The sequence below is a fragment of the Vibrio sp. SCSIO 43133 genome, assembly GCF_023716845.1.
GTDB lineage: Bacteria > Pseudomonadota > Gammaproteobacteria > Enterobacterales > Vibrionaceae > Vibrio > Vibrio mediterranei.
The window spans coordinates 522,062-547,755 of record NZ_CP068025.1; the positions used below are offsets into that span (position 1 = coordinate 522,062).

Consider the following 25,694-nt stretch of genomic DNA (forward strand, 5'->3'; position numbering starts at 1 on the left):
ACGATAGAAAGGATGTCATTATGAGAAAAACAGTGGTAGCAGCATCAATTATTGGAACGATGATGGCATTGCCAGTTGTCGCCGACGATGGTTTTTATCTGGGTGGTCGATTGGGTGGTTCTCAACTATCCGATGCGTGTAATGTCTCAGCAGCACCTTGTACAGACAGTGGTTTCAGTGCCGGCGTTTATACTGGTTACGATTGGAATGACTACATTGCACTCGAATTTGCTTACGATTGGCTAGGCAGCTATGAAACTTCGTTTGTTGATGGAGCTGAGTATAGAAGAGATGCAAATTTGAGTGCTCTTACACTTGCTCCTAAGTTCTCTTACCCATTTAACGATGAATGGGCAATATTCGGCAAAGTTGGCGCCGCATATACAATGTATGATGACCGTAAATCAACAGCTCTGATGGGAGGAGTCGGTTTAGAGTATGACTTTGCAACAGCTTGGTCAGGTCGACTCGAATATCAGCGAATCAACGACGCTAAAGATGATTGGTTCAACACTGATGTCGATACTTTCTGGCTCGGTATTTCATACTCATTTGGTAGTGCATCTGAGGCTGCTGCAACCGCTGCTGCAGCTAGTTCAACTCAGGAGGCCTCAGCCGAAGAACCACCTGTTGCAGAAGCGGTAGTTATGACCAAAACATTTGAACAAGTTTCTGGTCAAGAAAACTTCGAGTTTAATAGCACTAAGTTGAACGAGAATACTAAGTCTGATTACGATCCACTTATCGCTCTAATGCAAGATCATCCAGATTCAACCGTAACTATCACTGGTTATACTGATTCATCTGGTCCTGAAGAGGTCAATCAACGAATTTCTGAAGAGCGTGCTGAATCCATCGCCGCTTACTTAGAATCTCAAGGCATAGACCGCTCTAGAATGACGGTTAGTGGCATGGGCGAAGCTAACCCAATTGCCGACAACTCAACGAAAGAAGGTCGTGCACAAAACCGTCGTGTTGAAATTACTGTTCCTGAGTTCGAATACACCACAGAAGAAATGGTAGAAAAAGCCCAATAGTAATGATTAAGAACAAAAAGAAACCGAGCTTGGCTCGGTTTCTTTTTCTATGCTTTAAGTGCTTGTTCCAAGTCAGCCAGAATGTCATCTATATGCTCAATACCAACTGAAAGCCTAATCATCTCAGGACGCACTCCCGCTTCTAACTGTTCAGACTCACTCATTTGTCTATGAGTTGTAGAAGCAGGATGACACGCTAATGATTTCGCATCGCCAATGTTCACTAACCTCTTAAATATCTGTAACGCGTCATAAAAACGCACACCAGCTTCATAACCGTCTTTCAAGCCAAAAGACAGAATGGCGGATGGTTTCCCATCCATATATTTACACGCCAATTCATAGTGAGCCGAATCTTCTAAACCGGCATAAGACACCCAACTCACTTTCTCGTGTTGTTGTAAATATTGCGCCACTTTGAGGGCATTTTCAGTATGACGCTCCATACGTAAAGGAAGAGTTTCTAGACCTTGTAGCAACATAAAAGCGTTCATTGGAGACAGTGCGGATCCTGTATTGCGCAAAGGTACGGTTCTAGCTCGACCTATGAATGCTGCTGGACCAAATGCCTCGGTATAAACCACACCATGATAAGATGGCTCTGGTTGATTGAAAACTGGGAATCGCTCTTTATGCTGGTCCCATGGAAACTTCCCAGAATCGATAATCACACCGCCGAGCGATGTCCCATGTCCGCCAACATACTTTGTCAAAGAATGCACCACTATGTCCGCACCATGCTCGATGGGTTTACAAAGTATCGGAGTCGCAACAGTATTGTCGACAATGACAGGAACACCTTGCTGATGTGCCAACGAAGAAATACCTTCTAGATCGACGATATTTCCTGCCGGGTTACCAATCGATTCGCAGTAAACTGCTTTGGTATTTTCGTCAATTAGCTCGGCAATCGATTCTGGCTTGTCATCTTTAGCAAACTTTACTTGAATCCCTTGCTTCGGCAACATGTGAGCAAATAATGTGTATGTTCCGCCATAAAGTTGAGGCGTCGAGACAATGTTATCTCCGGCTTCAGCTAGAGTCAGAATTGCATAGTTAATCGCGGCACTACCTGCACTTACCACCAACCCAGCAATTCCTCCTTCTAAAGCGGCCATGCGCTGTTCGAGTACATCATTCGTTGGGTTCATAATGCGAGTATAAATATTGCCTGGTACTTCCAAATTGAATAGATCCGCTCCGTGCTGTGCGCTATCAAATTCGTATGCTACCGTTTGGTAAATGGGTGTCGCGACTGATTTTGTCGTAGGGTCCGTTTCATATCCGTGATGAATCGATAGTGTTTCGTCTTTCATTGTCCTTCCTTTTACAAAGTCCTATCTTTCTGGACGTTTTTAAGCGTCAGCCTTCCAGTATTTCATTACTAAATCGAGAATTCTTTGAATCAGACCAAAAAACCAACATGAGTTTTTGCTTTTTAACCTGATGTTTTATCGGTTTTACCAATTAATGAAATAAGTAGAGCCAGTTATACGTGCTTCAACAATCCTAGTATTGTTGCGACATAACCCAAGATAAGAGAAATCCATATGACCGATAAAGCACTGATCGTCGAAGGTGGCGCAATGCGAGGCATATTTGCAGCAGGTGTGTTGGACGCATTTTTAGAACAGTCGTACAAGCCATACCACTTCGTTATCGGCGTTTCTGCCGGAGCATCGAACCTACTGGGATATTTAGGGAATGCTCCTGGTCGAAGCTACCAAGTTATTAAAGAGCTCGCGACTAGCAAGCAGTTTTACAACCCTCGACGGTTTGTAGCTGGTGGACATCTCGTGGATGTTAAATGGCTATATGAAGAATCCAATAGACAGTTTCCACTCGATCAAGACACGGTATTCAATTCCGTACCTTTTATTGCCGCAGCTACAAATGTTTCAACAGGTCTACCGGATTACTATGAAGTCACTCGTTCCAATATCGCTAAAGCATTAGAGGCAACCGCTTCGTTACCTCTCGCCTATAAAGAAACACCTTGCTTTGATGGTGGGTGTTATACCGATGGTGGCGTAGCAGATTCTATTCCCGTACGTGAGGCTTATCATCGAGGAGCCAGAGACATAACGGTTATCCTGTCTCATCCGTTAAGCTATGAAATGCCCAAACCTAAATCAGGTTGGCTGATGAAAAAGATGTTCGTCAAACACCCAAATGTAGGCCGAGCACTCACTAAACGCGCTCAAAACTACAATGAGTCTTTGGATTTTATCAAGAACCCGCCACTTGACTGCGTCATTCGTGTCATCTCTCCACCAGAGCATTTCCCGGTGCGACGTTTAACAATGAAAAAAGAGTTGCTGGATGTAGGTTACGATATGGGACGAGACGAAGGAAGAAAGCATGTTCACCATCTTAGAGGTGAACATGTCTATCAACAAGAAGAGTGCCCTTTTTGCTAACAACCGGTGTTTTAGGAACAGACCTTACAAGCGATTATGCTAGCTCAAACGTGATTACGTACAATTCGTTCTCACTAGGATAGATGTCACGGATGACCTCTTTTAGCTGAGGCAAAGTCATGTTCTCTTGATAAGCGTGAGCCTCATTAATGTCGTCGTACTGGATCGCCTCAATAGAAACAATGTTTAAATCTCCAAACTTTCTACCAGTTTCAAACGTCGCAACAGGAACAACTCGTCCTAGTTCAAAATCAATTTCTGTTTTGTCGCGAATCGTAATTGTTTTCTTACCTGACAAAATGTCAGCTTCAAACCTTTCGAAAAACGTGATTTGGTCTAGCATACAATACCCTTAATTAACCAAACTTACTGTACTACCAACTCGCGATGCATGGACATCTAGACGAAGTGGCATTTGTTCTTTTAATTCTGAGACATGGGAAATAATCCCAATTGTTCGTCCGCTTTGTTGAAGTTCAACTAGAGTCTGAACTGCAAGGTCGAGTGACTCCGGATCTAAACTACCGAATCCTTCATCGATAAACAGCGTATCCAATCGAATGCCGCCACTATAGGATTGAACAACATCTGACAACCCTAGTGCTAAGGAAAGCGCTGCCATAAATGACTCACCACCCGAGAGCGTCGCCACATCACGCCATTTTCCTGTATATGCATCCTCTACTATCAAATCCAAGCCAGACCCTGCATTACCTTTACTTCGTGTTTCTTTTCGTTTTAGGTCATATCGACCTTTACTCATCAATCTCAATCTTTGTGATGCTTGGATGAGTACGTCGTCAAGCAATACGCCTAATACAAAACGATGAAGACTAATTTTATTACCCGTTTTACCATTAGCCACGTCACTTAATGTCCCAACCACTTGATATTGCTTATCAAGCTCTGCATTTTGCGACACCAACGAGTTCACTCGAGTTAATACATTATTTAGGCTATCCAGTTTAGATTGCTGTTGTTGGAACTGACCTAACATATGTTGATACGATGCATCAGTTTCATTTTTGGCAACAAGCAGTTCCTGGACGTTCGGGTGCTCTACACCTTTCAACTCTTCAGTCAACAGCTTCAGCTGCTCGCTTACTCTAACCTCATCTCGAACAAACGTCTCAAGCTCAAGCTCAAGTGCAGCGATACGTGGCTCGTCTACTATCGAGGACAAGAAAGCTTCCTCGTCAGAAAAATGACTACTCAACAGTAGTGTCTTCCACCTCTCTACTGAAGACGCATGTTCGTTTGATAAGTCCTTCAATTGCTTAGTTAGTGTGTCCAAATGAGACTGATATTTAACCAAGGTTTCTGCTGTCTGATTAGCATAGCGCTGTGCTGCTTCAAGCGCCTGAGAAAGCTGCGTTAATTCATCAGAGATTGAGGCTTGACGCTGAAGGACTAATTGGGCATTAGCATATCCAGTCTTGTTGTTCGATTCCAACTGTACAACCACTGCTCGCAGTTGCTCTTTTGAAATTGCCGCTTTATTAACTGAATTCGTTAACGTGTTTAATAACTCTTGCTTAGCTGATGTTTCGCTAACGTGTTTGTTAAGGCGCGATTCCATGGCGCTTAAATCAATCTTGTTGAGCTCACTGATTTTGTTTTCAAGCATCGTTATTTGATTTTGCGTTTCAATAGCAGATTGATCTAACTTCGCCTCATCCAACTCTAATGAATTTATAAGGTCGCTTCGCTGTAATACGGCACTGTCTAGAACACTATTTAGCCTTACTAGCTCTTGTTGCTGCTGGTTTAGCTCTGCATTTACGCTCGTTTCATTGGCTCTAAAGTCATTCAATTGTTGTAAGCTAACGGTTTCCTGTGATGGTGCCGCTAGTTTAGGGTGTTCAACACTACCACAAACTGGACAAGCGGTACCTTCTTCAAGAGTCGCGGCCAGTATCGAGGCTTGACTAGAATGCCAGGCTATTTCACATTCTGTACGCTTGCGAGTAGCGGCTTGAGCCGAAGCCGACAAGTTTTTAACCGTAGATTGAGTGTCATTTAGCTGTTTCTGCAACGCTACAATATTCGCGGCTATTGTTTTAAGTGTTTCAATACCTTGCCATTGTTTCCGCCGCTCACTGAGTGACATTGTCACTTCACCAAGTTTCTGCTTCTCTTTCCTTGCGTCACTCAAAGATTTTTCAAACGTTAGAGTCTGCGCCTGAAGTCGTTCGACTTCATCGGATACTTGTTTATGCTGCTCTACATATGTGTTGAATTGACTGTCAGCATGTTGAGCTTCTCGCCTTTTATCATCAAGTTGGTTCAGAGTTTTTTCTAACTGCTTTAAGGAGTAACTTTCTTCATTGAGCGCTTCACTCCTTTTATGAACCAGTTTTTGTTGTTCCAAAGCAGTAATAGAAGCATCTCGTTCCTTCTCCGCTTGTTGTATTTTTCCACGTCCAATATCAATACGTTCCGATAAAGTTGACATGTTTTGTTCAAGCTTTATGGTTTCATCAAAAGTAGGTCTAATTTTTATTGCCTGCTTGTGACTCGTCATAATTTGCTTGTTTAGTGCAATTTCTCCGCGTTTGTCGTTTAGCGTTTTCGCCTCAGCCTCTACGTTGCTCTTAGCTTGGAATCTCTTTTCTAGTGACTGCGCTTGATCATATATTTGCTGAGCTTGTTTTTTTCTCTTTTCAACGACCTGTAATTCTTGCTTTGCGCGCTCAACATTGGGAGATAACATATCTAAAGAGTCATTGAGCTGCTGTAAAGATTCAAGAGAAGCTACATCTAATGCGCCTTTAATTTGGTTATCAAATTCCTCTTTCGCTTTGCGAATACCTGCTGCTTTATCAAAAAGAGTACGTTCTATCGCCGCATAGACTTGTGTTTGAAATAACTGACCAAAGATAGATTCCCTCTCTTTAGAACTTGCGGTTAGCAACTCTCTAAACTTTCCTTGAGGAATCACCATCACTTGTCGAAACTGCTTAACGTCAAGTCCTAGCAGTTCTTGTATCGCGACACCTACTTGTTTAGGTTTATTAGCAATAAGCGTGTTGTTGCTAAGCTTAAGTAATGTAGCACTATGGCTTCGTTTTGTTGTACCTTCTCCACGCTGTTTTGGAACTTCCTGATCGGGACTACGAGTAACCTCATACTTCTCACCCGACAGTTCAAACTCAAATACCAAGGTGGTCAGCGTTTTACTATCAGCATAATCACAACGCATTTGATCGCCAGTACGCTCGCTTCCAGTGGTCTCGCCATAAAGCGCGTAGCAAATCGCATCCAGTATTGAGCTTTTTCCAGATCCCGTGGGGCCATTGATAAGAAAAAGTGGACAATCACCTAGCTGAGAAAAATCAATACTCTCTTTACCAGAGAATGGACCAAACGCCTGCAGAGTCAGTTTTAAAGGTTTCACTATTGATTACTCCTCAGACTGCTTTTTCAACGACATCACAACTTCTGATAACATGTCCTTTTGATTGTCTGTCATTTCGTCACCTTGGACTTCCAGGAAAAAGTCCCTGAACATATCCACTTCAGAACGACCTAAACGGGCTTGTGATATTTCTTTATCCACACCGACCAACATTCCAGGCTTTTCTAAATGAAGTACGTTTGGGTAGACCTCTCTTAACTTCGCCATTGGATCGAGAATCGCGTGCTTATCCGTCAGTCTTACCAATAGATAATCATCAAAATTTGCATCGCTTCGACCTAGTTCAAGTAAGTTCTCTAACTCTCCTTCAAGCACTCGCATATCGTGCGGAGCGTTTAAAGGCAAAGCTCTTGTGGTTATCTCGCCACTCTCATCACAGATTTCCACTAACGTCACACTTTTTCTATGATGCTGTTCTGAAAATGAATACTTCATGATCGAGCCGGAATAGCGAATGGTTTCTAGTCCTCGTTTTTGAGCTTGATGAAGGTGCCCTAACGCGACGTAATCAAACGACTTAAAATGTTCATAGCTGACACGATCGGCTCCCCCTATTGATAATGTTCTCTCTGATTCACAAGTCTCAGCACCATCAATAAAACAATGGCTAATAACTACATTATGTACATCTTTATCTAAGACATTACCGATCTGGGAGGCAAGGTAAGCATGTGCGTCATCATGATTATTGATTTGAATATCATAATGGTGCCTTACCGTTTCAGGGTCGCTATAAGGCATACCATAAAAATGGACTACGCTATCCTGAGCGGACACAATCTCGACCGGAGTACAGAGTTGTTCAAGTGAACTAATGATGTGCAGGCCTGCTTTATCGAATTGCTTTGACCCGAACCCCAACCTCTTTGCCCCGTCGTGGTTACCAGAAATCATAATTACCGGCACGTTCAAATCTTGAACTATATGATTCAAAAAACCGTCGAGAACTTCAATAGCTGCGGTTGGTGGTACTGAACGATCATAGATGTCACCAGCAATGATTAGCGCATCAATATGATTTTCAGTAACGTATCGAGTGATTTGGTTCAAGACTTGCTTTTGATCTTCAAGCAAAGAGACATTGTGAAACTGTCTCCCTAAATGCCAATCAGAGGTATGGATAAATTTCATGCGGTTCAATTTGTTATCGATAATTTCCTTTTAGCAAAGTATATCATCAGCGCTTCAGATTCCTGCGAAAAACTTCTCGTTCAGATCACTTAGCCTTAATTGCCATATTCTTAGCAATATCCGCCAAAAAATGGGGGTTTTATGAATTTTGATATCAGTTTAGTTATAAATACCACTACTCCCCGACAAAAATAAAAACGGGTAAAAGGGTTTATGAGAGTCAACCACAGTTGATTTAACTGTAATTACTCGCGTTGTTGGTCATGTGTGTTTCAGCATTCCATGATCACGTTATCGGCTCTGCGTTTTGTAACTTAGCTGATATTACAATTGGTTGAATTTCTCTTATCGCGGTCTGCTCATGGATGGCTGGCCGCACTTTTAATCCACTCAACGATACGTCAGACAAACAATGTCTAGAACAATAATAAAGGAGACGAAAATGAAAGCTCCACAGCGAAAAGATAGAATTGAAGATCTTCTACAAGGGGTCGCTAAAGAAGTGCATGCCTACCTTCACGAATGCGGACGTTCAACTTCCGATGGCTGGGTTTCTTCCGTGACAATTCAAAAGCAGCTTGGGTTAAAGCACCATTGTAATCCCATTGGATGCTCAAACGACACGCCCAAAAGCTGGGTGTTTAGCGTCATTATGAGAAAGTTACAAGACCAAGGTAAAGTAGAATATAAAAAAGTGGGTTCCCGTGTTACTTATCGAAGTCGCACCTTTGTGCACTGACCTTCAATAACCATTAATAAGAAAGGAGCCTTACGGCTCCTTTCTTATTGGCAGAATCAAACTAAAACATGCTCCCCCCAACTCACTGTGACTGACTTCCACGTTTCCACCATGACGAAGCATAATGTGTTTTACAATAGCAAGACCGAGCCCATAACCGCCAGACGCCCTGTCCCTCGCTTTATCTACACGATAAAACGGCTCAAACAGCATACTCCAGTGTTCTGGCTCTATACCGATGCCATCATCATGAACTTCGATCGCGATATGATCAGAATCAGGAACCACTTTTACAACAATGGCATCTTTTGCATAACGTTTGGCATTACCAATCAAGTTCACTAGGGCTCTGCATAGAAGAAAACCATCTATCTGTGCTGGTAGCTCAGTCTGATAGGTTTGCAGAAGAAACTTTTGCCCTATGTGATGTTCCCACTTAGCATGATTCTCCTTAAGCCACTCTACTAGGTTTACACTCTCTAGGTTAATTGCAGCATCTGGTCGTTCTACTCGAGCATAATAGAGCAACTCATCAACTAACTTTTCCATGTCTTCAGTATCTTCGATGATGCTGGTTAGCTGCTTTTTCGCTTCTGGGTCTTGTATTTGCTCTAACAGTATTTCGCTTTGCCATTGAATCCTAAATATTGGCGTTCGCAACTCATGAGCAACAGCATTAGTTAACGCTTTATTGCTGATCATAAGATCAGCAATCTTGGTCGCCATTCTGTTAAAGGTCCGATTCAACTTACCTAACCTCACCCAATGACGTTCTGAGGCTCTCGCTGCAAAATTACCACTGGCAAATTCCATTGCTGTTTTCTCCAAAACTCGGAGACGACGGCTCAAGAACCAAATGAGTACAAAGCTGAATGCAACAAAGCTTGCTAAGAAAAACAGCCACACCACTTGATTCCCAAACTCAATAGCTTTAATCAGTTCAGAGTCTGGGTCATCAGAGAGCTCGAAGTAATTAGGGTTATTATCAAACTTCAACCATAAATGACTGTCATCGTTTAACAAAAAATGCGTATCCTGGTTTTCTTTAAAATACTCACTAATTGGCTCTGGAAGCTTATCTTGCGGATACTGCTCTAACAGACGGTGTGTTTTATTTGCGAAAAGCTCCATAAGTTCAATGGCTTGCTCATCACTTTCATTGGTCGACACATGATTCATGATGTCGCGAAACGCTTCCACACGAAGGTTGGCGTCAACTAAATCAGGGTCAGTCTTTCCGTAAATTAGGTATTCATAACCATAGATACTGGCTGCGAATAGTAAGATCAAACCTACTAGAGACTCTACAAATATACGCCACACAATAAGCTACCTTAGTGTTTCCAACCATCGGCAACGAATAGATAGCCTTTTCCACGCACAGTGATAATACCTTTAGGATTTGTCGCGTCATCAGAAAGCTTTTTACGTAATGTCACTATTCGGTTGTCGATAGTACGATCTATACCATCATAGTCTATACCGCGTAATTGGCGAGTAAGGTAGTCTCTTGAAAGAACTTCCCCGGCTGATTTTCCAAGTAACCACAATAGGTCAAACTCACTATCAGTTAGTGCGACATCAACACTGTCATACTTACAGCTTCTGCTTTTTTGGCAGATAACTAAAGTGCCAAAGGACATGGAATTTCCGTCTATTTGTACGTGGTCGTCAGTAGGACGTCTCAATAAATTACGGACACGAGCTAGTAATACACGAGGCTTAATCGGTTTAGATACAAAATCATCAGCCCCTGTTTCTAAGGCAGCAACATGGTCAAAATCGTCATCACTGGCCGTCAGCATTAATATTTTTCCCTGATAACTATCGCGAACCTCTCTACATATAGATAATCCGTCTTGGCCTGGAAGCATAAGGTCTAAAATTGTAATGTCAGGATTGAACTCGGTAATTAGCTCAGCTGCTTCATTGCCTTCGAAAACTGTCTTTACCTCAAAACCCTGAGCTTTAAAGTAATCGCCTAACATCACGTTGAGCTTCGTGTCATCTTCTACAATTAACAATTTTTGATTTACCATGATTGAGTCCAACTCTTCTCTATATTGATCGCAACAATACATAAATTTACATAATACTACAATCAGACCTGTTTACAGGTGCGTCAGATTATTCCTAGCACGCCTGTTGGTGCATATAACTATATTTATACAAATTAACTCTATAATACAATAACTTATACCACCATCTTAGTCCGCGTTAATTGAACGCCGTACAAAATACAGCCCTAGTCTCTTTTTTAGATCCTACTGTATGGGTTTGTCAGAATCCATGAGACAGAACATTACATTTTATAAAAAAGCCCCTCTATATAGAGGGGCTTTAGATTAGAATTTAGCTTTTTTTTAGATTATTCGTCGTCTTCTAGAGGTACTAACTTAGTACTTCCACCACGTATTTTCTCACGTCGATGTTGAATCATGGCGTAAAAGCCCGGAATCAAGAACGTACCGGCTAGCAACACACATAACAATCCACCAACTAATGAAATACCTAACGAATTTTGACTTACGTGACCGGCACCAGATGCAAAAATCAAAGGGAATATACCCAAGATAAACGACCAAGACGTCATATTCACCGCTCGGAATCTCAGCATCCCTCCTCTAACAGCTGCATCATCGATAGCCACATCTTTATCTTCACGCTCTAGTTTGGCGAATTCTACTATCAATATCGCATTCTTCGCCGCCAACGCTATGAGCAAGACGAGACCTATTTGCGCATAGAGGTTAAGAGGCGTACCAGTCAGATTCAGAGCTATAAACGACCCCAATGTCGCGACCGGAACAACGAGTATGATGGCTAAAGGAATCGTCCAACTCTCATATTGAGCCACCATGAACAGATAAATAAATATTAACGCTAACGCAAACGCGTAAATCGCTTGGTTACCCGCTAGTACTTCTTGGTAGGCCATTCCTGTCCATTCATACTGGTAACCCATTGGGAGTACCTCAGCAGCTACCCTTTCCATCGCAGCAATCGCATCACCACTCGAATAACCAGGAGCTGGTTGTCCTTGGATAACAGCACTTCGGTACATGTTGTATCGCCACGCGACGTCTGGTTCAAACACTTGTTCGTAAGAAACCAATGTGCTTAATGGAATCATCTCACCGTTTGAAGAGCGCACGTGGAACAATTGTAAATCTTCCATTCCACTTCGATACTGGGCATCAGCTTGTACCGTCACACGGAAGTTCTTACCAAACATCGTGAAGTCATTCACGTACAATGAACCTAAGTTACCCTGTAGCGTTTGAAATATCGATGAGAGAGGGATCCCTAACTGTTGAGCTTTCTCACGGTCGATATCGACATAGTAATGTGGAACATTTGCTCGGAAAGTACTGAACGTATAGGCTATTTCCGGTTGTTGATTAGCCGTCTGAATCACATCTTGCATTACTAGAGCAAGGTCAGTTCGGCTTCGTCCTAAGGTATCTTCTAGAACAAACTCGAAACCCGAAGCTGCTCCCATACCCGGAACCGCTGGCGGCCCCATTGCAAACACAACTGCTCCTGGAATCTGCTGAGCCGCCATTCCATTAACTCGTGCTGCAATCGCGTTTGCAGAATGATCACCTTCAAATCCGTTTCGCTCACTCCAGTCTTTCAGTTTGATAAACAGTGAAGCACCATTGGAAGCCGCGGCTCCGGTCATAAACGCATATCCGTTAGCAACCGTGATTCCATCGATTCCCGGTTCCTGCTGCACTAGATTCACCAATTTCTCAGTGGTTTCAGTAGTACGAGATAACGAGGCTGAATCAGGAAGTTGGACGTTTACCAGTAGAATGCCTTTATCTTCTTGAGGAACAAACGCTGTTGACGTATTTTTCGAAAGGAAAGTTACTGCGCCTACCGCAATAATAAAGAATGTCATTAGCAGCAAGGCTTTTTTAACCAAAAATCCTGCAACTTGGCCATATCGCATCGTGATACGTTCTAACAGTCCGTTAAACGTTTGGAACCAACGAGCTGTGTTTCCTCCGCCCTGTTTCAATACTAATGAACAAAGTGCTGGTGATAGTGTTAACGCGTTTATCGACGAGATGATTACCGAGATACAAATAGTCAGCGCAAACTGGCGGTACATGATTCCTGTGATCCCTGGGAGCAACGTCACAGGAATGAATACAGCCAATAGAACCAGCGTCGAGGTAATAATCGGCCCTGTTACCTCTTTCATCGCCATCAAGGTTGCTTTTCTTGGCGAGATATGAGGATTGCGCTTCATGATGGTATCCACATTCTCGATAACCAAGATAGCGTCATCCACTACGATACCAATTGCAAGAATGATCCCGAATAAGGTTACTGTATTGATCGTAAAGCCGGTCATGTTCATCACGGCAAACGTACCAATTAGAGATACCGGGATAGCAACAACCGGAATTAATGTTGCTCGCGCACTACCTAGAAACAGATACGTTACTGCGATTACCAGTAAAATAGCTTCCACCAGTGTTTTAACTACGCCCTTGATCGATTCTGCAACGAACACCGTCGTGTCATAACTGGTTTCATATGCCATTCCCTCAGGGAAATTGACACTTAGACGCTCAAGTAAATCCATCACTGCCTGTCCACTTTCTAATGCATTAGCATCAGATTGTAGGTTTAGCGCAACGATTGATGCGTCCTCACCACGGAATTGACCACTACCGTCATAGAACTTCTTACCCAATTCAACACGAGCGACATCTTTTAAGTAGACCGTTGAACCATCAGAGTTTGCTCGAAGAACGACGTTTTCAAACTCGCTGACTGACTCAAGACGACCTTTAGTTACTAAGTTAAATTGTACCTCTTGTGGATCAGCATAAGGCGCAGCACCGACCCTACCCGCAGCAACTTGAACATTCTGTTCTGCTAGCGCGGCATAGACATCGCTGGTAGTCATTTTGAGATTCGCTAGCTTATCGGGGTCTAACCATACGCGCATCGCGTATTCACCGCCACCAATAACGTTAACTTCACTAATGCCTTTAACACGAGCCAGCTGATCTTTAACGTTGAGATTAATGTAGTTAATCAAGAACTGGTCATCGTAACGACCATCTGGAGAATAGAAGTTTAGAACCATCAACAGATCAGGCGAGCGTTTTTTAACTGTTACGCCGACCATACGAACTTCTTGCGGAAGTTTTGATTCTATCTGCGATACGCGGTTTTGAACGTTAACCTGAGCCATGTCCGGATCAGTACCGATGTCAAAGGTTACGTTTAGGTTATATGAACCATCGTTAGCACTCTTTGAGGACATGTAAATCATGTTCTCTACACCATTCACCGACGTCTCTATTGGGTCTGCGACAGCTTCTTCAACGACTTCCGCACTTGCACCTGTATAATAAGCGGTAACACTTACCGATGGCGGACTGATTTTAGGATACTCAGCAACCGGTAGAACCATCAAAGAAATAGCACCGGCGAGTGTGAGTATTATCGAAATAACCAAAGCGAACTTTGGTCTTTGAATAAAGAAACGACTTAACATGTATTAGGCACCCTGTTCTTGTGACTTAGGCTCTTGAATACGTACAGGGATTCCATTTCTTACACGTTGTAGACCTTGAGTGATAACAACATCAGTAGTTTTAAGACCAGAGCGAATCACAACACCCGTTTCCACCTGAGGTCCTAGCGCAACATTGCGGCGCTCCGCCACATTTCCTTCAGAAACGATCATGACAAAGTCACCTTCTAGGTCAGTTTGTACTGCTCGTCTTGGCACAGTAACTACGTCGCTCGCCTCTTTTTCCATAAGCTCAACGCGAACATGTTGACCTGGTAACAGCCTTTGACTTGGGTTTTCAACCACGGCACGCATCGCTAATGTGCCAGTATTAAGATTAATTCGGTTGCCTAAAAAGTCGATTTTCCCTTGTTGCTCATAGACACGACCATCTTCTAGGATAACGTTGACTGCTACGCCATTGGACTCATCAGAACCATCACCTTCGATTTGGTCCATGCCTAAGGCAAGTCGTTCTCGCTCTGATATGCTGAATGAGGCATAGATAGGGTCCATACTCACTAGAGTAGTAAGCACACCTGAAGACGGAGATAACAAGTCACCCGTACTCACTTTACTGTCAGAGATTCGACCCGTGAATGGTGCTCTGATCGTAGTATGCGATAGGTTTACTTCAGCAACTTTCTCTTGTGCAATTCCAGCTTCTAATTGCGCACGAGCGCTCATTAGTGAAGCAGTTAACGCATCAAATTCGGCCTGAGAAATATTGTTTGATTTAACTAGGTTCTTACCACGCTCGAAGTCCAGTTCTGCTTTCTTTAACGAGGAGCGAGCTTCTGAAACCATAGCTTTTGCGCTCGCTACTTGAGCTTCAAACGTTGATGGCTCGATGGTATAGAGCAACTGTCCTTTTTCTACAATTTGCCCTTCTTGGAAATGACGTTCCAGTAAGTAGCCTGAGACTTGAGCTGTAATAGCCGTGTCTTCTACCGCATCCATGCGTCCGATGTAAATTTTACTTTGTTGATGAGGAACCACCTCCACCGCTTGGGTTTGTACTAGAGGCGCTGGCGCGTTTTGTTGGGTATTAGTTGTTTCACCGCACCCTGCTAAAAGAACAGCAGAGACTAGGCTAGCAACGAGTAGTTTTTTAGGCATTGAAACACCATTTTATCTTCTAATTGGAACAAGCTTTGGCAGACTAGCAAATTACAAGTCAGCTGAATGTCCGAGAAGTATTAATAGTTATATTGAAAGTGTTTCAAAATATAACGAACTGTTTTTACGTAGTTTTTTCTATATCTCTTGGAAATGCATGGTGGTAGATATTCATAAAATCAGCGCGAATTTCTTGCTCTAGATGTGTCGCTAATTCTGTTGGGCAAAATATCATTACATGTAGAATTTGTTCCCCCGTAGCGCCACTAGAAATGTGGATATGTGGCTCTGAACCAGGGAGATCGACGCCGGCATGTTTCTCTATAACACTGTTATAGCGCCGCGCAACATCGATAAAGCTCTCACTATGGTGTTCAATTTTACTCGTAAGTTCAGGTAATAACGGGAATAAGTTGTCAAACCCAGGAACAATAATAGAAAAGCTATGGTAGACATACCTTTTCATAAAGTTTAGGTTTTTTACCGCGTAAGTGAAGAACATGCTGTTTGGCAAAGTGATCGTTTTGCCAGTGAAGTGATATTGGCCGTGATACAAGTCTATCTCTTGAATAACAGTCGCCATTAAGTTGTGCTCTATTACCTCACCACTCGTTTTGCCAACCTCAATCCAATCTCCGATTCTAAATGAACGAGAGCTCGCTCTTTGGATAGAACCAGTAAAGCACAGGATAATTTCTTTGGAGGCAACGACAATAGCGACGGCAATAGCCGTAACCGACAGTGCAAACTCACTGATTTCAGACTTCCAAACCAAAAACAACGTGATAACGATAATAGCAAAAGAACCATTTTTAGTTCTCGACATCCATTTACGCTGATCTTCAGATAAGAAAGCGACATCCCCTCGGATACCAGAAAGGGTCACTCGGCGAATGACTAAGATAACAAGGACGACCAGAAAGCTTAATAACAGTTTGTTTTCTAATAAGAACGCTATTACTTTTTGAAAATCTTCCATGGTCGCCTACTGCATAACTTTGTTTTCCCTAACGATAACGAATTGCAGTGTCTTTCGCAATTTGCACAATCACGTTTAATGCTAATTCCATTCCTTGAACGGTAATAAATTCATGAATACCGTGGAAATTATAACCACCAGTGAAGATGTTTGGACATGGTAGGCCCATAAACGATAATCGTGCTCCATCCGTACCACCACGAATCGGTTTGATGTTTGGCTTAACATCGCAAGCTATCATCGCTTGTTTAGCAATATCGATAATATGTGGATGTGGTTCAACCATTTCCTTCATATTAGAGTAGTTATCAGTGATCGTTAAAGTGACGAGTTTCTGTTTGCTACCTTGGTTAAATGTCGCGACCTTATCCTCCAGGTAAGCTTTTCGTCTCTCCAGACCTTCTTGCTCAAAGTCTCGCAAAATATAATGTAGCGTAGATTTCGGTACTGACATTTCTGCAGTTGTCAGGTGGAAGAAGCCTTCATAGCCTTCTGTCATTTCAGGCGTCTCTTCTGAAGGCATTTCTGCTTGGAATCGCGATGCGAAAGTCATGGAGTTCACCATCTTGCCTTTCGCAGTGCCAGGGTGAACATTGTTACCATGAAACGTCACCATTGCCGCGGCTGCATTAAAGTTCTCGTATTCAAGCTCTCCGACAGGTCCACCATCTATCGTGTAGGCCCACTGTGCCCCGAACCTCTCAACATTAAACAGGTCTGCGCCACGCCCTATCTCTTCATCTGGGGTGAAGGCAATTTTGATGTCGCCGTGAGGGATATCTGCATTTTCGATCAGATACTCTACTGCAGAAATGATCTCTGCAATACCTGCTTTATTATCTGCACCTAATAGCGTCGTGCCATCGGTGGTTATGATGTCATGCCCATGTAACTCATGAAGATCTGGATACTGTATCGGAGACAAGACTTCCTCGCCCTTACCCAAAGCAATATCACCACCTTGATAATTTTCTACTAGTTGAGGTTTTACGTTAGCTCCTGAAGCATCAGGGGCTGTGTCCATATGTGCAACAAAACCGATGGCTGGAACGTTGTAGTCAACATTGGAACGAAGTGTTGCCATTACATATCCGTTGTCATCTAGAACAACTTCATGCAGACCTAGTGATAGAAGTTCGTCTCTGAGAAACGCAGCGAATGTCGTTTGACCTTTTGAACTTGGACAACAACCTTGTGACGGGTCTGATTGCGTGTCAAACGTGACATAATTGAGAAACCGGTCGATAAGACTTGTCATTTTTTCACCTTACGTTCTTATGAATATTGGTACTCATCATACGTAAACTCATTGTCAGTAAATTGCGATGAATCAGTTTTATATAGATTGAGTGAGAAAAACGCCAATTAATATACGCCTATTACCCTACGCCCTAAATTTGATAGTTTGGGCTGATGACGATTAGAGACATTAGATAAATAATGAGTTTATAAATTACGTTTACCAATCTAAATGTGGGCTTATCTTATGACGGTCAATAAACATTACGTGTTTTCTCCAGAGGATCTTAGTGAGGCTACTGAAGTAGTTACAGAAAACACATCTCGGGAATCAGAAAGAGTTGAGTTAGTAAAAACGTTACAGAAAAAAGGTGGTTTTGAAGAACACTGATAGGGTTAAGATTATTAAAACGAGCAAAAAAAAGAGCACCTAGATAACTAGGTGCTCTTTTTCAAATTCTTTGTGTTTATCGGTTTATACCGATATCACGCTGCATATGACCAGATAATTCGTTTGCGTAGTAAGTGTTCTCTACTTCGCCTTTACCGAACATAATGTCTAGTAAATGTGCAATCAATCCTTTGAAGTTAACCGCGTAGGTTTTCTTTTCCATAGAGGGTACAGCGATAGTTTCGATGTTCATTGCTTGTGCCATGATTGCCTCTCTTAAAAACTGGGTAACTCGTTGTTGTTGGTGACAATATTAGGCAAAAAAACGCTGTTTAAAAAATGACAAAATTTAGGCATTCGCATTAGTTATTCTAATAAAACAAGACATTAACAACAGCCAGTTAATGTTATCCCAAAATGGTGACTAAATAATCACAATATGCTTAAATAAATGCATAAATAGCATGCCATATACGTAACAACAATATAGTTGTTGTATTCTTGTTAAACAAAAAACCTCTTATAATTAAGAGGTTTTTTGCTATTTGTCGTTAGCTATTCTTATCCACCATGTGAGGTTCGCGCTTTTCTCGATAGAGCGATGCAACCGTTGCTACGGTCATAGTCACAAGAATCACACTTAACGACACCCAGGTTGGAATTTCCCAAGCTGAACCTACTAATGCCATTTTCACACCGATGAAAATCATAATGAATGACAACGCTGGTTTTAAGTAAACAAAACGATTCATCATCCCCTCTAGTACAAAGTACAAAGAACGTAACCCAAGCAGAGCAAATACGTTAGCCGCTAGTACTAAGAACGGTTCTCTAGTAACTGCAAAAATCGCAGGAATTGAGTCTAGAGCAAACATAATATCCATAAACGCAATCACACCGATTACGACTAACATTGGCGTAAATACACGTTTGCCGTTTTCGATAATAGATAACTTGTTACCATGAAAATCATCTGTAACGGGCACTAGCTTTCTAATTACACGTTCAGGTAATGGGTTTACTTCATCCTCACCTGAGTCTTTTGCAAGCTTAATACCTGTCCAGATCAAGAACGCCGCGAACAAGTACATTACCCAATGGAACTCAGCAAGTAACTGAGCTCCAACACTGATCATTATTGCTCTTAAAACCAATGCACCTATAACACCCCAAAGCAGAGCTCTTGGTCGCAAATGTTCAGGTACTGCGTACTGGTGGAAGATAATTGCAAACACAAACAAGTTATCCACGCTCAGCGATTTCTCTAATAGGTACCCTGTTAAGAAAGACACCGTCGCCTTTTCCGCAGTGTAATCACTTGCTGGAGCGTAAAAGTCCCAGAATAAGTAAATCGTTGCAGAAAAAGCAAACGCTAGTAGAAACCAAAATACACTCCATATCGCTGCTTTGCGAATAGAGATTTGACCACCGCGAGTTTGATATATGTCCAACGCAACCAGAGCTAGCGTTAGTACAAAGAAAGAAACATAAATAGATGGGCTCATAAGTCCTCCAGGCGGAAGGACGAAGAGTATGGGTGTCGACCTTCCACAAACAAATACTTCACTCAGTAACAAAATACTGAGCATTTGATTGCGTTGGTCTCGTCAAAGCGCTGTCTGCGCTCTTATTTGCCGGATAAGCTCTAGACTTAACGAGATGACGACAAATAAACGGGTGACTACTCCCCAAAACGAGCGGATTGTATGCCTCAAATTTGAGGTTGTCTATCTTTTTTGTGAGCTAAAAACGAAAAAACCAGCACTTTCTTTTTATGCTGGTTTCACGTTTTGGTTTGTAAAGCTTGATTACGCTTTTACTTTATCCGTTGTTTTCTGGTTTGTTTCTTTCCAGTATTGAATACGACAACGATGAAGCTGTGCACGTCTCATCTTTTTCATGGTTAACTCCTTCTATACTTTACGCAATTCAAGTTACTTTTTGAATGTAACATTGAAATGACAGTCGTAAGACTATTGTGTGACAGTGTTAGAAAGCTGGGGAAAGTCCCAAGTGAGCATGATTTGCTCTTTGTCACTTGTCATTAAAAGCGTTTCTGTTGCTAACGTATTCTGAATCTCATTTTTACGGATCCAGGTAAATAGTTTGGACTCAGAAATGGGATATAAGTTCAAAAATTCTATGAGTTTCTTATCGGCTATATGAGGTAAATCCTGATTGATTAAATCTTCAACAATCAATTCCTTACCCGCTATTTTAACGCTTTTTAATTGATAGCCGTCAGAACGCAGTAACGTCTGAAGCCTTGTGTAATTTGTAACCGTCATTGGTATGAAAAAAGACACTCGCGCTACTGACTGATTCACAACATCGATCTCAGCCACCATTGGAATGCCACGGTATTTTGTATCAAAACCACAAAAACGCTGATGTTCTATTTCACCACAGTCATATACATCAGACAGAGACCTAACCTGATTTAAGGTACTTAACGGCAACTCTCCCATCACATAACGAGATGGCCATGTAGTCATAGCAAAGGAGATAGAGGGAATCAGAAGTGATAGCAACAGTATTCTTAATTTCATCTCTCTATAGTACCTTTTATTTCTTTCTACGAACTCATCCCCCTCTAACTCATCCTTAAGAATCTGTTATGTGAGCTTACTCTGACTTTGAGGCGTAGAGCATGAGAATGATGTGAGACCGTTTGAGGCAACTTATAGTAACCTCGGATTATTAGAACAACGGAATGAGCATGAAACATAAGACCCTACTTGCTTATATGCTGTTGGCTTCGCCATCGCTATTTGCATCACCCTACTTAACCATCTCTACCTCTACAACGAGCAGAGACTATCCACTCGACCCTACAACGCCATTAGTCGTCACTCTTAATAAAGATAAGTATCAGCTCGAGATCAGCGCTACAGATACGCTCTGCAATAATGAGTTGCCCAATAAGGTCAAGTTCAACACTCCAATTCCTCTCCTGTGCGGTAAAACATCTACTTTGCCTTTGAATATTAGGTTCACCGGAGACTACGCCTTTAGCTACGATGAAAAACTTCACACATTAACCTTTAAACGACAGCCTAAAAAAGTGGCTAAAACTGAGTTTAAACGTCCAATACCAGATGTTAAGTGCGAAAGGCTCCCTAACCAGCTCCAGACTATTGATCTAGGAAGCTCTTACCCCGATGGGACACAGTTGAAAGATGTGTTTTCAGGTTCAGTAGTCACTGTTCAAAATGGTCAAGTCTCACTACAACCAAACGCATCGAGTGGCGGTCTAACCTTGTTAGAGCCAGTTAAATCAGTCCAATCGAACACCAAGTTCGACTATAGAAACGCCAACATCTATTTCGTCATGGTCGATCGTTTTAAAGATTCTAACCCGGAGGCAATACAACCTTACGGACGTCAAAAAGATGGTAAAGATGAGATCGGGACATTTCATGGTGGCGACTTAAAAGGCGTCACAGAGAAGCTAGATTATATTAAAGCGCTTGGTACCAACGTGATCTGGCTTTCTCCCATCGTAGAGCAGGTACATGGTTTTGTTGGGGGTGGCGATAGTGGATCGTTTCCATTTTATGCCTATCATGGTTACTGGGCTCGTGACTTCACCAAAATTGACCAGAGCTTTGGTAATGACAATGATTTGATGCAGCTTGTTTCTGAAGCCCATAAGCGAGGGATAAAGGTCTTGTTGGACGCAGTCATTAATCATCCAGGCTATTCAACACTTGCCGACCTACAATTCGACCACATTGATGTTGCCAAAACTACCGATATACTTCCAAAGACCTGGGCACACTGGGCACCTAAGAAAGGTGAAAATTGGCACAGTTATCACATCAATATAAATTACAACTCACACAATTGGGCTGATTGGTGGGGACCTGATTGGGTAAGAACTGGGCTACCTAGCTATGATAAGCCAGGCTCTAGTGATACAACTTTGTCCCTTGCAGGTCTGCCAGATTTCAAAACAGAATCAAATAAAACCGTTCAACCACCAGAGTTTCTACTAAATAACCCAGGCACACGAGTAGTCGCAAGAGACAATTATACCGTGGCCGACTACTTAATCGAATGGCAAACTGATTGGGTTAAACGCTTTGGTATAGATGGATATCGAGTTGATACCGTCAAGCACGTTGAAGGCGAGGTCTGGAAAAGACTCAAAGCTGAAGCGACGTCTAGTCTTGAGTTGTGGCGTTCAGAAAATAACGTTGAAGGACAGCCTTTCTGGATGATGGGTGAAGTTTGGGGGCACAGCGCCTACAGAAGCCCCTACTTTGATGATGGGTTTGATGCTTTAATTAACTTTGATATGCAAAAGAAGCTCGACAAAGGCGCTGCATGCTTTAGCCAAATGGCAGACACTTATCAGCATTACGCTGACACCATTCAAAGTTCACCTGATTTTAATCCCGTAAGCTACATGTCTTCTCATGACACAGAACTGTTTTTTAGCCGCTTTAAAGACTATGACATGCAACGAAATGCGGCCAACGCCCTGCTACTAAGCCCTGGTGCGATTCAAGTCTACTACGGCGATGAGGTGGGAAGAAACATCGGTCCTTATGCAGATGACTTCCATCAAGGTACTCGCTCGGACATGATTTGGGAGCTTTCAAATGATAAGCAAAAGCTGTTGAAGCACTGGGAAACAGTTGGACAATTTAGAGATCGACACCCAGCCATCGGTGCAGGAAAACATAGAGTATTGTCGAATGATAACGCTTACGTATTTTCAAGAGAATTAGGCGACGACAAAGTCGTCATCGCCTATTTTGGAAACTAACAGCTAGAGCCATTCAATCAAGAGTTCTTAGGCTAGAATGCTTAAGAACTCATTTATATCCCCCTTCTATCATGGGTTCATCTAGCCTTAGTCTAATTCGATTACGTTGAATAGCCTCTGGCGGCAAACTGATGAATCCATATCGATTGAGCACTGGTTTCTGCTCTTCTGACAACGTTAAGCCAATAAAGAACTCTTCTTGCTCATTAAAATACTCTCGATTCGGAGGTAGATTTAGATACATGTAGTAAACGCTAGCCAGAGGATAACGTCCAGACAATATCGTTTCTTTATTCACATCATAAGACTCACCAAAACGGTTGGTGACTTTTAAAATATTGGTATCTTTCAGCTCATCACTATACACGGTATAACCGAGCGCCCCTTCCTCACCGGAAATTTCATTTAAAAATGTTGGTTTGTCAGACACAAAGTGCGTCGCAGCGTATTCGTCATCTTTACATGTAACCCAACTTGAAAACTCCTTGTGCATTACTAATTGATTGTCGATAGCAAAAGGAACCATAGGAATAGTGCTCTGTCCATTACCGTCCGCCCACCTCACCACATCTGGTTGTGGATGGCAGCCAAAGACTCGTTTTAGCTCCGCCACAGAAATAGATTGGGTTTGATTGCTTTTATTGGCGACAATTGCTATCACATCAGCCGTAAAGAACAACTCCGTTGGCTTATAACCATGTACTTGAACAAATTTTGCCACTTCCCTGTCTTTCCATTTACGAGAGCTAATTCCCATGGCAAGTTTGTTGTTAGTGATGCTATAAGGAACATCAGTACTGCCTTTAACAGTGATATCTAATTGCTTTGCATCAACCAATGCCTGCATTAACGGGACTAAGTTGTGCTCAACAGCAACAATAGAAGGCGGTGTCATTTGCTGGTCTGCTAGGGCGAGCGGAGAAACTGCCATGCTACCGATAATTACCGTACTCAGTTTATTCACTGGGAGCCTCCACCTTAGTCGCACTGCTTAAGTTTTTTTCCGAAGTAAAGATATCCCACTCCTCGGTTACTTTCATTTCAGGCCGATAAAAAACCGCTATCGTTCGACGCTCACGTTTATGAAGCTGTTCTGTGTAATACGTTGTTTGCGTGAACTCCTGCTCCGAAATGCGTTCTGATTCAATACCCATTCGCTCAAGCTCATTACGGATCGCACCAGTACGGCGCTTAGCCAGCGCTTTGTTGTAAGTGTCGGTTCCTTCTGAGCTAGTATCCCCTATCAGAACCACATTTGAGTTGGGGTATTGCTCCAACATATCGACAAGTCGCTTTACTTTAGACGTTTGGTCGGAACGTAATTTTGATTTATCGAAATCAAAATCAATACTTACAACCACTGGTTTGTCAGAAATTTGCCAATCTGCGCAGCCAGTATTGTCGACCGCAACATGCTTGGGGGTATCAAGGCATCGATCTCTTTGATTAATAACACCATCTTGGTCTTGATCACGTAAATCATCAATTTGATGTCTATTGGTTTTAACGTTAGGAGATTCAGCGCAGCCAAGAAGTACAAAAGGAAGGAGCCCCATGATAAATAATCGCTTCATGACGACTCTCCTTCTTTTTGCCACTCGTCTGGATGTTCAACACGTAATGCATACGTCAGCACGCCCATCGCGTTTAGCAGTCGATATGCAGCGAAGGTACGGTCGTATTTACTTCGGATATAGTTTTGTCTAGCAAGAAAGACCTCAACTTTGGCATCCAAGACATCAAGCAGACTGCGTCGTCCTACATTGAATTGCTGGATGTAACCAAGTTCAGCAATTTTTGCCGCATCGACATTTTGTTGAAGCAAGCGAATTTGTTGTTCCAACATTGAGTACGCATTCCACGCAAGTTCAGTACCCTCTCTTACTTCACGTTCAGTTCGTACTCTTATGGCACGTGCCTCCTCCAAACGCCACGCCGAAGACTCCACTCGTGCATTGGTTGAAAAGCCACTGAAAATATCGTAATCCAGCGTCACCATGGCGCGCATATCTTCGTCTGGGCCCACTACGTTACCTACGTTACGATTTTTGTTTGCGTGCAACTCCAATTTAACTTCCGGATAATAATCGCCTTTTTCACGTCTAATCTCTTGCCTTGCGGCGTCCATATCAATCATTGCAGCTTGAATCTCAGGATGGTTATCAACCGCTTGTTGAACTGCCGTATCAAGGGTACTCGGGAGCAAGCCGCTGTCGAATTTTGGAAAGACCAATTCGCTGCCAGGCTTGCCTACTAAGCGCAAAAACTGTGTTTTCAAATCATAGAGGTTGTTTTGGGCCGATATTTGAGATGACTGAGCGGTCGCAACACGTGCTGAGATCTGTGCTAGATCGGAGTTACTTGCCAACCCTTTCTGTTTTTTGTCTAAAACGTCTTGATAGATTTCTTGGTGCTCGAGCACATTCCTATTAGCCAATTGCAGTAACGTTTCTGCTTCTAATAGCTCTAAATATATTCTGACAACATCAAGCGATACATTTTCTGCCCTTGAAATCAGGGTTAGACGCTCAGCTTCTGCTTCGTAACCTAGGCGTTTTACATTCGCACTAGTACCGAATCCATCAAATAAGAGCTGTGATACACGAACGCCTAATTCGGTTCGGTTTAATCGTCTATCATCAGGGTCAATATAATTGCCGTTGTTATAGCGAGTTTCTTCTACGCCTGCCGCAGCATACAAATTTACTTGCGGTAAGCGATAACCACCCGCGGCATCACCATCTCTAACTACCGATTGATATCTAGAATACTGCGCAAGTACTTCTGGACTATAATCGATTGCAAATGCTACTGACTCTTCTAGTGAGATCGCGTGAGCTTGAGATGCAAACGCCACACACATAGACAGCATGAGCTTTGAACAACGCATACTTTTTCCTTGTCG

At 42.5% G+C, this 25,694-nt stretch carries 19 protein-coding genes and 2 pseudogenes; 4 read left to right on the forward strand and 17 right to left on the reverse strand.

Annotated features, from left to right (window positions below):
- The first annotated feature begins 20 nt into the window (after positions 1-20).
- On the forward strand, positions 21-1,037 hold the full coding sequence (locus JKJ11_RS19215) for an OmpA family protein (protein ID WP_124942119.1): 1,017 nt from the start codon (positions 21-23) through the stop codon (positions 1,035-1,037).
- 47 nt (positions 1,038-1,084) lie between these two features.
- Here the strand turns inward: JKJ11_RS19215 and JKJ11_RS19220 are convergent, their stop codons facing one another.
- Positions 1,085-2,353 carry an O-acetylhomoserine aminocarboxypropyltransferase/cysteine synthase family protein gene (locus JKJ11_RS19220; RefSeq protein ID WP_006073626.1) on the reverse strand — a complete coding sequence of 423 codons (1,269 nt, stop codon included), beginning with the start codon at positions 2,351-2,353 and terminating at the stop codon, positions 1,085-1,087.
- Positions 2,354-2,587: 234 nt separating this feature from the next.
- On the opposite strand from JKJ11_RS19220, the gene JKJ11_RS19225 reads away from it, so the two are divergent.
- On the forward strand, positions 2,588-3,457 hold the full coding sequence (locus tag JKJ11_RS19225; RefSeq protein WP_252039802.1) for a patatin-like phospholipase family protein: 870 nt from the start codon (positions 2,588-2,590) through the stop codon (positions 3,455-3,457).
- 34 nt (positions 3,458-3,491) lie between these two features.
- Here JKJ11_RS19225 and yqfB read toward each other — a convergent pair whose 3' ends face one another.
- The 4 genes and pseudogenes from yqfB to JKJ11_RS19240 form a co-directional block, all read right to left on the reverse strand.
- On the reverse strand, positions 3,492-3,800 hold the full coding sequence (gene yqfB, locus JKJ11_RS19230) for a N(4)-acetylcytidine aminohydrolase (RefSeq protein ID WP_031494371.1): 309 nt from the start codon (positions 3,798-3,800) through the stop codon (positions 3,492-3,494).
- A gap of 9 nt (positions 3,801-3,809) precedes the next feature.
- Positions 3,810-5,405 (reverse strand): annotated as a pseudogene (locus JKJ11_RS26195) (SbcC/MukB-like Walker B domain-containing protein); the annotation flags it as partial.
- A 726-nt stretch (positions 5,406-6,131) separates the two neighbouring features.
- Positions 6,132-6,854 (reverse strand): annotated as a pseudogene (locus tag JKJ11_RS26200) (AAA family ATPase); the annotation flags it as partial.
- 6 nt (positions 6,855-6,860) lie between these two features.
- A complete protein-coding gene (locus tag JKJ11_RS19240) occupies positions 6,861-8,006 on the reverse strand; it encodes an exonuclease SbcCD subunit D (protein WP_006073619.1) in 1,146 nt (381 codons plus the stop codon).
- Positions 8,007-8,448: 442 nt separating this feature from the next.
- Between JKJ11_RS19240 and JKJ11_RS19245 the strand changes: the two genes are divergently transcribed.
- Positions 8,449-8,745 carry a hypothetical protein gene (locus tag JKJ11_RS19245; protein ID WP_006073617.1) on the forward strand — a complete coding sequence of 99 codons (297 nt, stop codon included), beginning with the start codon at positions 8,449-8,451 and terminating at the stop codon, positions 8,743-8,745.
- A gap of 30 nt (positions 8,746-8,775) precedes the next feature.
- Here the strand turns inward: JKJ11_RS19245 and JKJ11_RS19250 are convergent, their stop codons facing one another.
- The 9 genes from JKJ11_RS19250 to JKJ11_RS19290 form a co-directional block, all read right to left on the reverse strand.
- Positions 8,776-10,068, reverse strand: coding sequence for an ATP-binding protein (locus tag JKJ11_RS19250; protein WP_006073615.1), 1,293 nt, complete (start codon positions 10,066-10,068; stop codon positions 8,776-8,778).
- Positions 10,069-10,079: 11 nt separating this feature from the next.
- The gene (locus tag JKJ11_RS19255) at positions 10,080-10,787 is read right to left on the reverse strand and encodes a response regulator (RefSeq protein WP_503061275.1); all 708 of its coding nucleotides are present in this window, start codon (positions 10,785-10,787) and stop codon (positions 10,080-10,082) included.
- A gap of 326 nt (positions 10,788-11,113) precedes the next feature.
- A complete protein-coding gene (locus JKJ11_RS19260; RefSeq protein WP_006073612.1) occupies positions 11,114-14,269 on the reverse strand; it encodes an efflux RND transporter permease subunit in 3,156 nt (1,051 codons plus the stop codon).
- A gap of 3 nt (positions 14,270-14,272) precedes the next feature.
- Positions 14,273-15,406: an efflux RND transporter periplasmic adaptor subunit gene (locus tag JKJ11_RS19265; RefSeq protein ID WP_006073611.1), complete on the reverse strand. Its 1,134-nt coding sequence runs from the start codon at positions 15,404-15,406 to the stop codon at positions 14,273-14,275.
- 124 nt (positions 15,407-15,530) lie between these two features.
- Positions 15,531-16,385, reverse strand: a complete 855-nt coding sequence (locus JKJ11_RS19270) for a mechanosensitive ion channel family protein (RefSeq protein WP_006073609.1) — start codon at positions 16,383-16,385, stop codon at positions 15,531-15,533.
- A 28-nt stretch (positions 16,386-16,413) separates the two neighbouring features.
- Positions 16,414-17,643: a peptidase T gene (gene pepT / locus JKJ11_RS19275; protein ID WP_006073607.1), complete on the reverse strand. Its 1,230-nt coding sequence runs from the start codon at positions 17,641-17,643 to the stop codon at positions 16,414-16,416.
- A gap of 448 nt (positions 17,644-18,091) precedes the next feature.
- Positions 18,092-18,280 (reverse strand): hypothetical protein, encoded by a 189-nt coding sequence (locus JKJ11_RS19280; RefSeq protein WP_006073603.1) that lies wholly within the window; start codon positions 18,278-18,280, stop codon positions 18,092-18,094.
- Positions 18,281-18,566: 286 nt separating this feature from the next.
- The gene (locus JKJ11_RS19285; RefSeq protein WP_006073600.1) at positions 18,567-19,520 is read right to left on the reverse strand and encodes a TerC/Alx family metal homeostasis membrane protein; all 954 of its coding nucleotides are present in this window, start codon (positions 19,518-19,520) and stop codon (positions 18,567-18,569) included.
- A gap of 468 nt (positions 19,521-19,988) precedes the next feature.
- A complete protein-coding gene (locus JKJ11_RS19290; RefSeq protein ID WP_031494935.1) occupies positions 19,989-20,564 on the reverse strand; it encodes a hypothetical protein in 576 nt (191 codons plus the stop codon).
- 170 nt (positions 20,565-20,734) lie between these two features.
- Here JKJ11_RS19290 and JKJ11_RS19295 point away from each other — a divergent pair, with 170 nt between their 5' ends.
- On the forward strand, positions 20,735-22,789 hold the full coding sequence (locus JKJ11_RS19295; protein WP_252039806.1) for an alpha-amylase: 2,055 nt from the start codon (positions 20,735-20,737) through the stop codon (positions 22,787-22,789).
- A 49-nt stretch (positions 22,790-22,838) separates the two neighbouring features.
- On the opposite strand, the gene JKJ11_RS19300 is transcribed toward JKJ11_RS19295, so the two are convergent.
- The 3 genes from JKJ11_RS19300 to JKJ11_RS19310 are packed head-to-tail and all read right to left on the reverse strand — an operon-like array spanning position 22,839 to position 25,679.
- Positions 22,839-23,753 carry a PstS family phosphate ABC transporter substrate-binding protein gene (locus JKJ11_RS19300; protein WP_252039807.1) on the reverse strand — a complete coding sequence of 305 codons (915 nt, stop codon included), beginning with the start codon at positions 23,751-23,753 and terminating at the stop codon, positions 22,839-22,841.
- Positions 23,746-24,363, reverse strand: a complete 618-nt coding sequence (locus JKJ11_RS19305) for an OmpA family protein (RefSeq protein ID WP_252039809.1) — start codon at positions 24,361-24,363, stop codon at positions 23,746-23,748. Before JKJ11_RS19305 ends, JKJ11_RS19300 begins: the two co-directional genes overlap by 8 nt.
- The gene (locus JKJ11_RS19310; RefSeq protein ID WP_006073589.1) at positions 24,360-25,679 is read right to left on the reverse strand and encodes a TolC family outer membrane protein; all 1,320 of its coding nucleotides are present in this window, start codon (positions 25,677-25,679) and stop codon (positions 24,360-24,362) included. Before JKJ11_RS19310 ends, JKJ11_RS19305 begins: the two co-directional genes overlap by 4 nt.
- Positions 25,680-25,694: the final 15 nt, after the last annotated feature.

What these genes read in the sequence shown, in the direction of transcription:
- JKJ11_RS19285 (WP_006073600.1), bottom strand. Translation starts at nt 19,520, where the DNA reads ATGAGCCCATCTATTTATGTTTCTTTCTTTGTACTAACGCTAGCTCTG.
- JKJ11_RS19260 (WP_006073612.1), bottom strand. Translation starts at nt 14,269, where the DNA reads ATGTTAAGTCGTTTCTTTATTCAAAGACCAAAGTTCGCTTTGGTTATT.
- JKJ11_RS19295 (WP_252039806.1), top strand. Translation starts at nt 20,735, where the DNA reads ATGAAACATAAGACCCTACTTGCTTATATGCTGTTGGCTTCGCCATCG.
- JKJ11_RS19225 (WP_252039802.1), top strand. Translation starts at nt 2,588, where the DNA reads ATGACCGATAAAGCACTGATCGTCGAAGGTGGCGCAATGCGAGGCATA.
- JKJ11_RS19215 (WP_124942119.1), top strand. Translation starts at nt 21, where the DNA reads ATGAGAAAAACAGTGGTAGCAGCATCAATTATTGGAACGATGATGGCA.
- yqfB (WP_031494371.1), bottom strand. Translation starts at nt 3,800, where the DNA reads ATGCTAGACCAAATCACGTTTTTCGAAAGGTTTGAAGCTGACATTTTG.
- JKJ11_RS19290 (WP_031494935.1), bottom strand. Translation starts at nt 20,564, where the DNA reads ATGAAATTAAGAATACTGTTGCTATCACTTCTGATTCCCTCTATCTCC.
- JKJ11_RS19245 (WP_006073617.1), top strand. Translation starts at nt 8,449, where the DNA reads ATGAAAGCTCCACAGCGAAAAGATAGAATTGAAGATCTTCTACAAGGG.
- JKJ11_RS19280 (WP_006073603.1), bottom strand. Translation starts at nt 18,280, where the DNA reads ATGGCACAAGCAATGAACATCGAAACTATCGCTGTACCCTCTATGGAA.
- JKJ11_RS19240 (WP_006073619.1), bottom strand. Translation starts at nt 8,006, where the DNA reads ATGAAATTTATCCATACCTCTGATTGGCATTTAGGGAGACAGTTTCAC.
- JKJ11_RS19310 (WP_006073589.1), bottom strand. Translation starts at nt 25,679, where the DNA reads ATGCGTTGTTCAAAGCTCATGCTGTCTATGTGTGTGGCGTTTGCATCT.
- JKJ11_RS19265 (WP_006073611.1), bottom strand. Translation starts at nt 15,406, where the DNA reads ATGCCTAAAAAACTACTCGTTGCTAGCCTAGTCTCTGCTGTTCTTTTA.
- JKJ11_RS19270 (WP_006073609.1), bottom strand. Translation starts at nt 16,385, where the DNA reads ATGGAAGATTTTCAAAAAGTAATAGCGTTCTTATTAGAAAACAAACTG.
- JKJ11_RS19305 (WP_252039809.1), bottom strand. Translation starts at nt 24,363, where the DNA reads ATGAAGCGATTATTTATCATGGGGCTCCTTCCTTTTGTACTTCTTGGC.
- pepT (WP_006073607.1), bottom strand. Translation starts at nt 17,643, where the DNA reads ATGACAAGTCTTATCGACCGGTTTCTCAATTATGTCACGTTTGACACG.
- JKJ11_RS19220 (WP_006073626.1), bottom strand. Translation starts at nt 2,353, where the DNA reads ATGAAAGACGAAACACTATCGATTCATCACGGATATGAAACGGACCCT.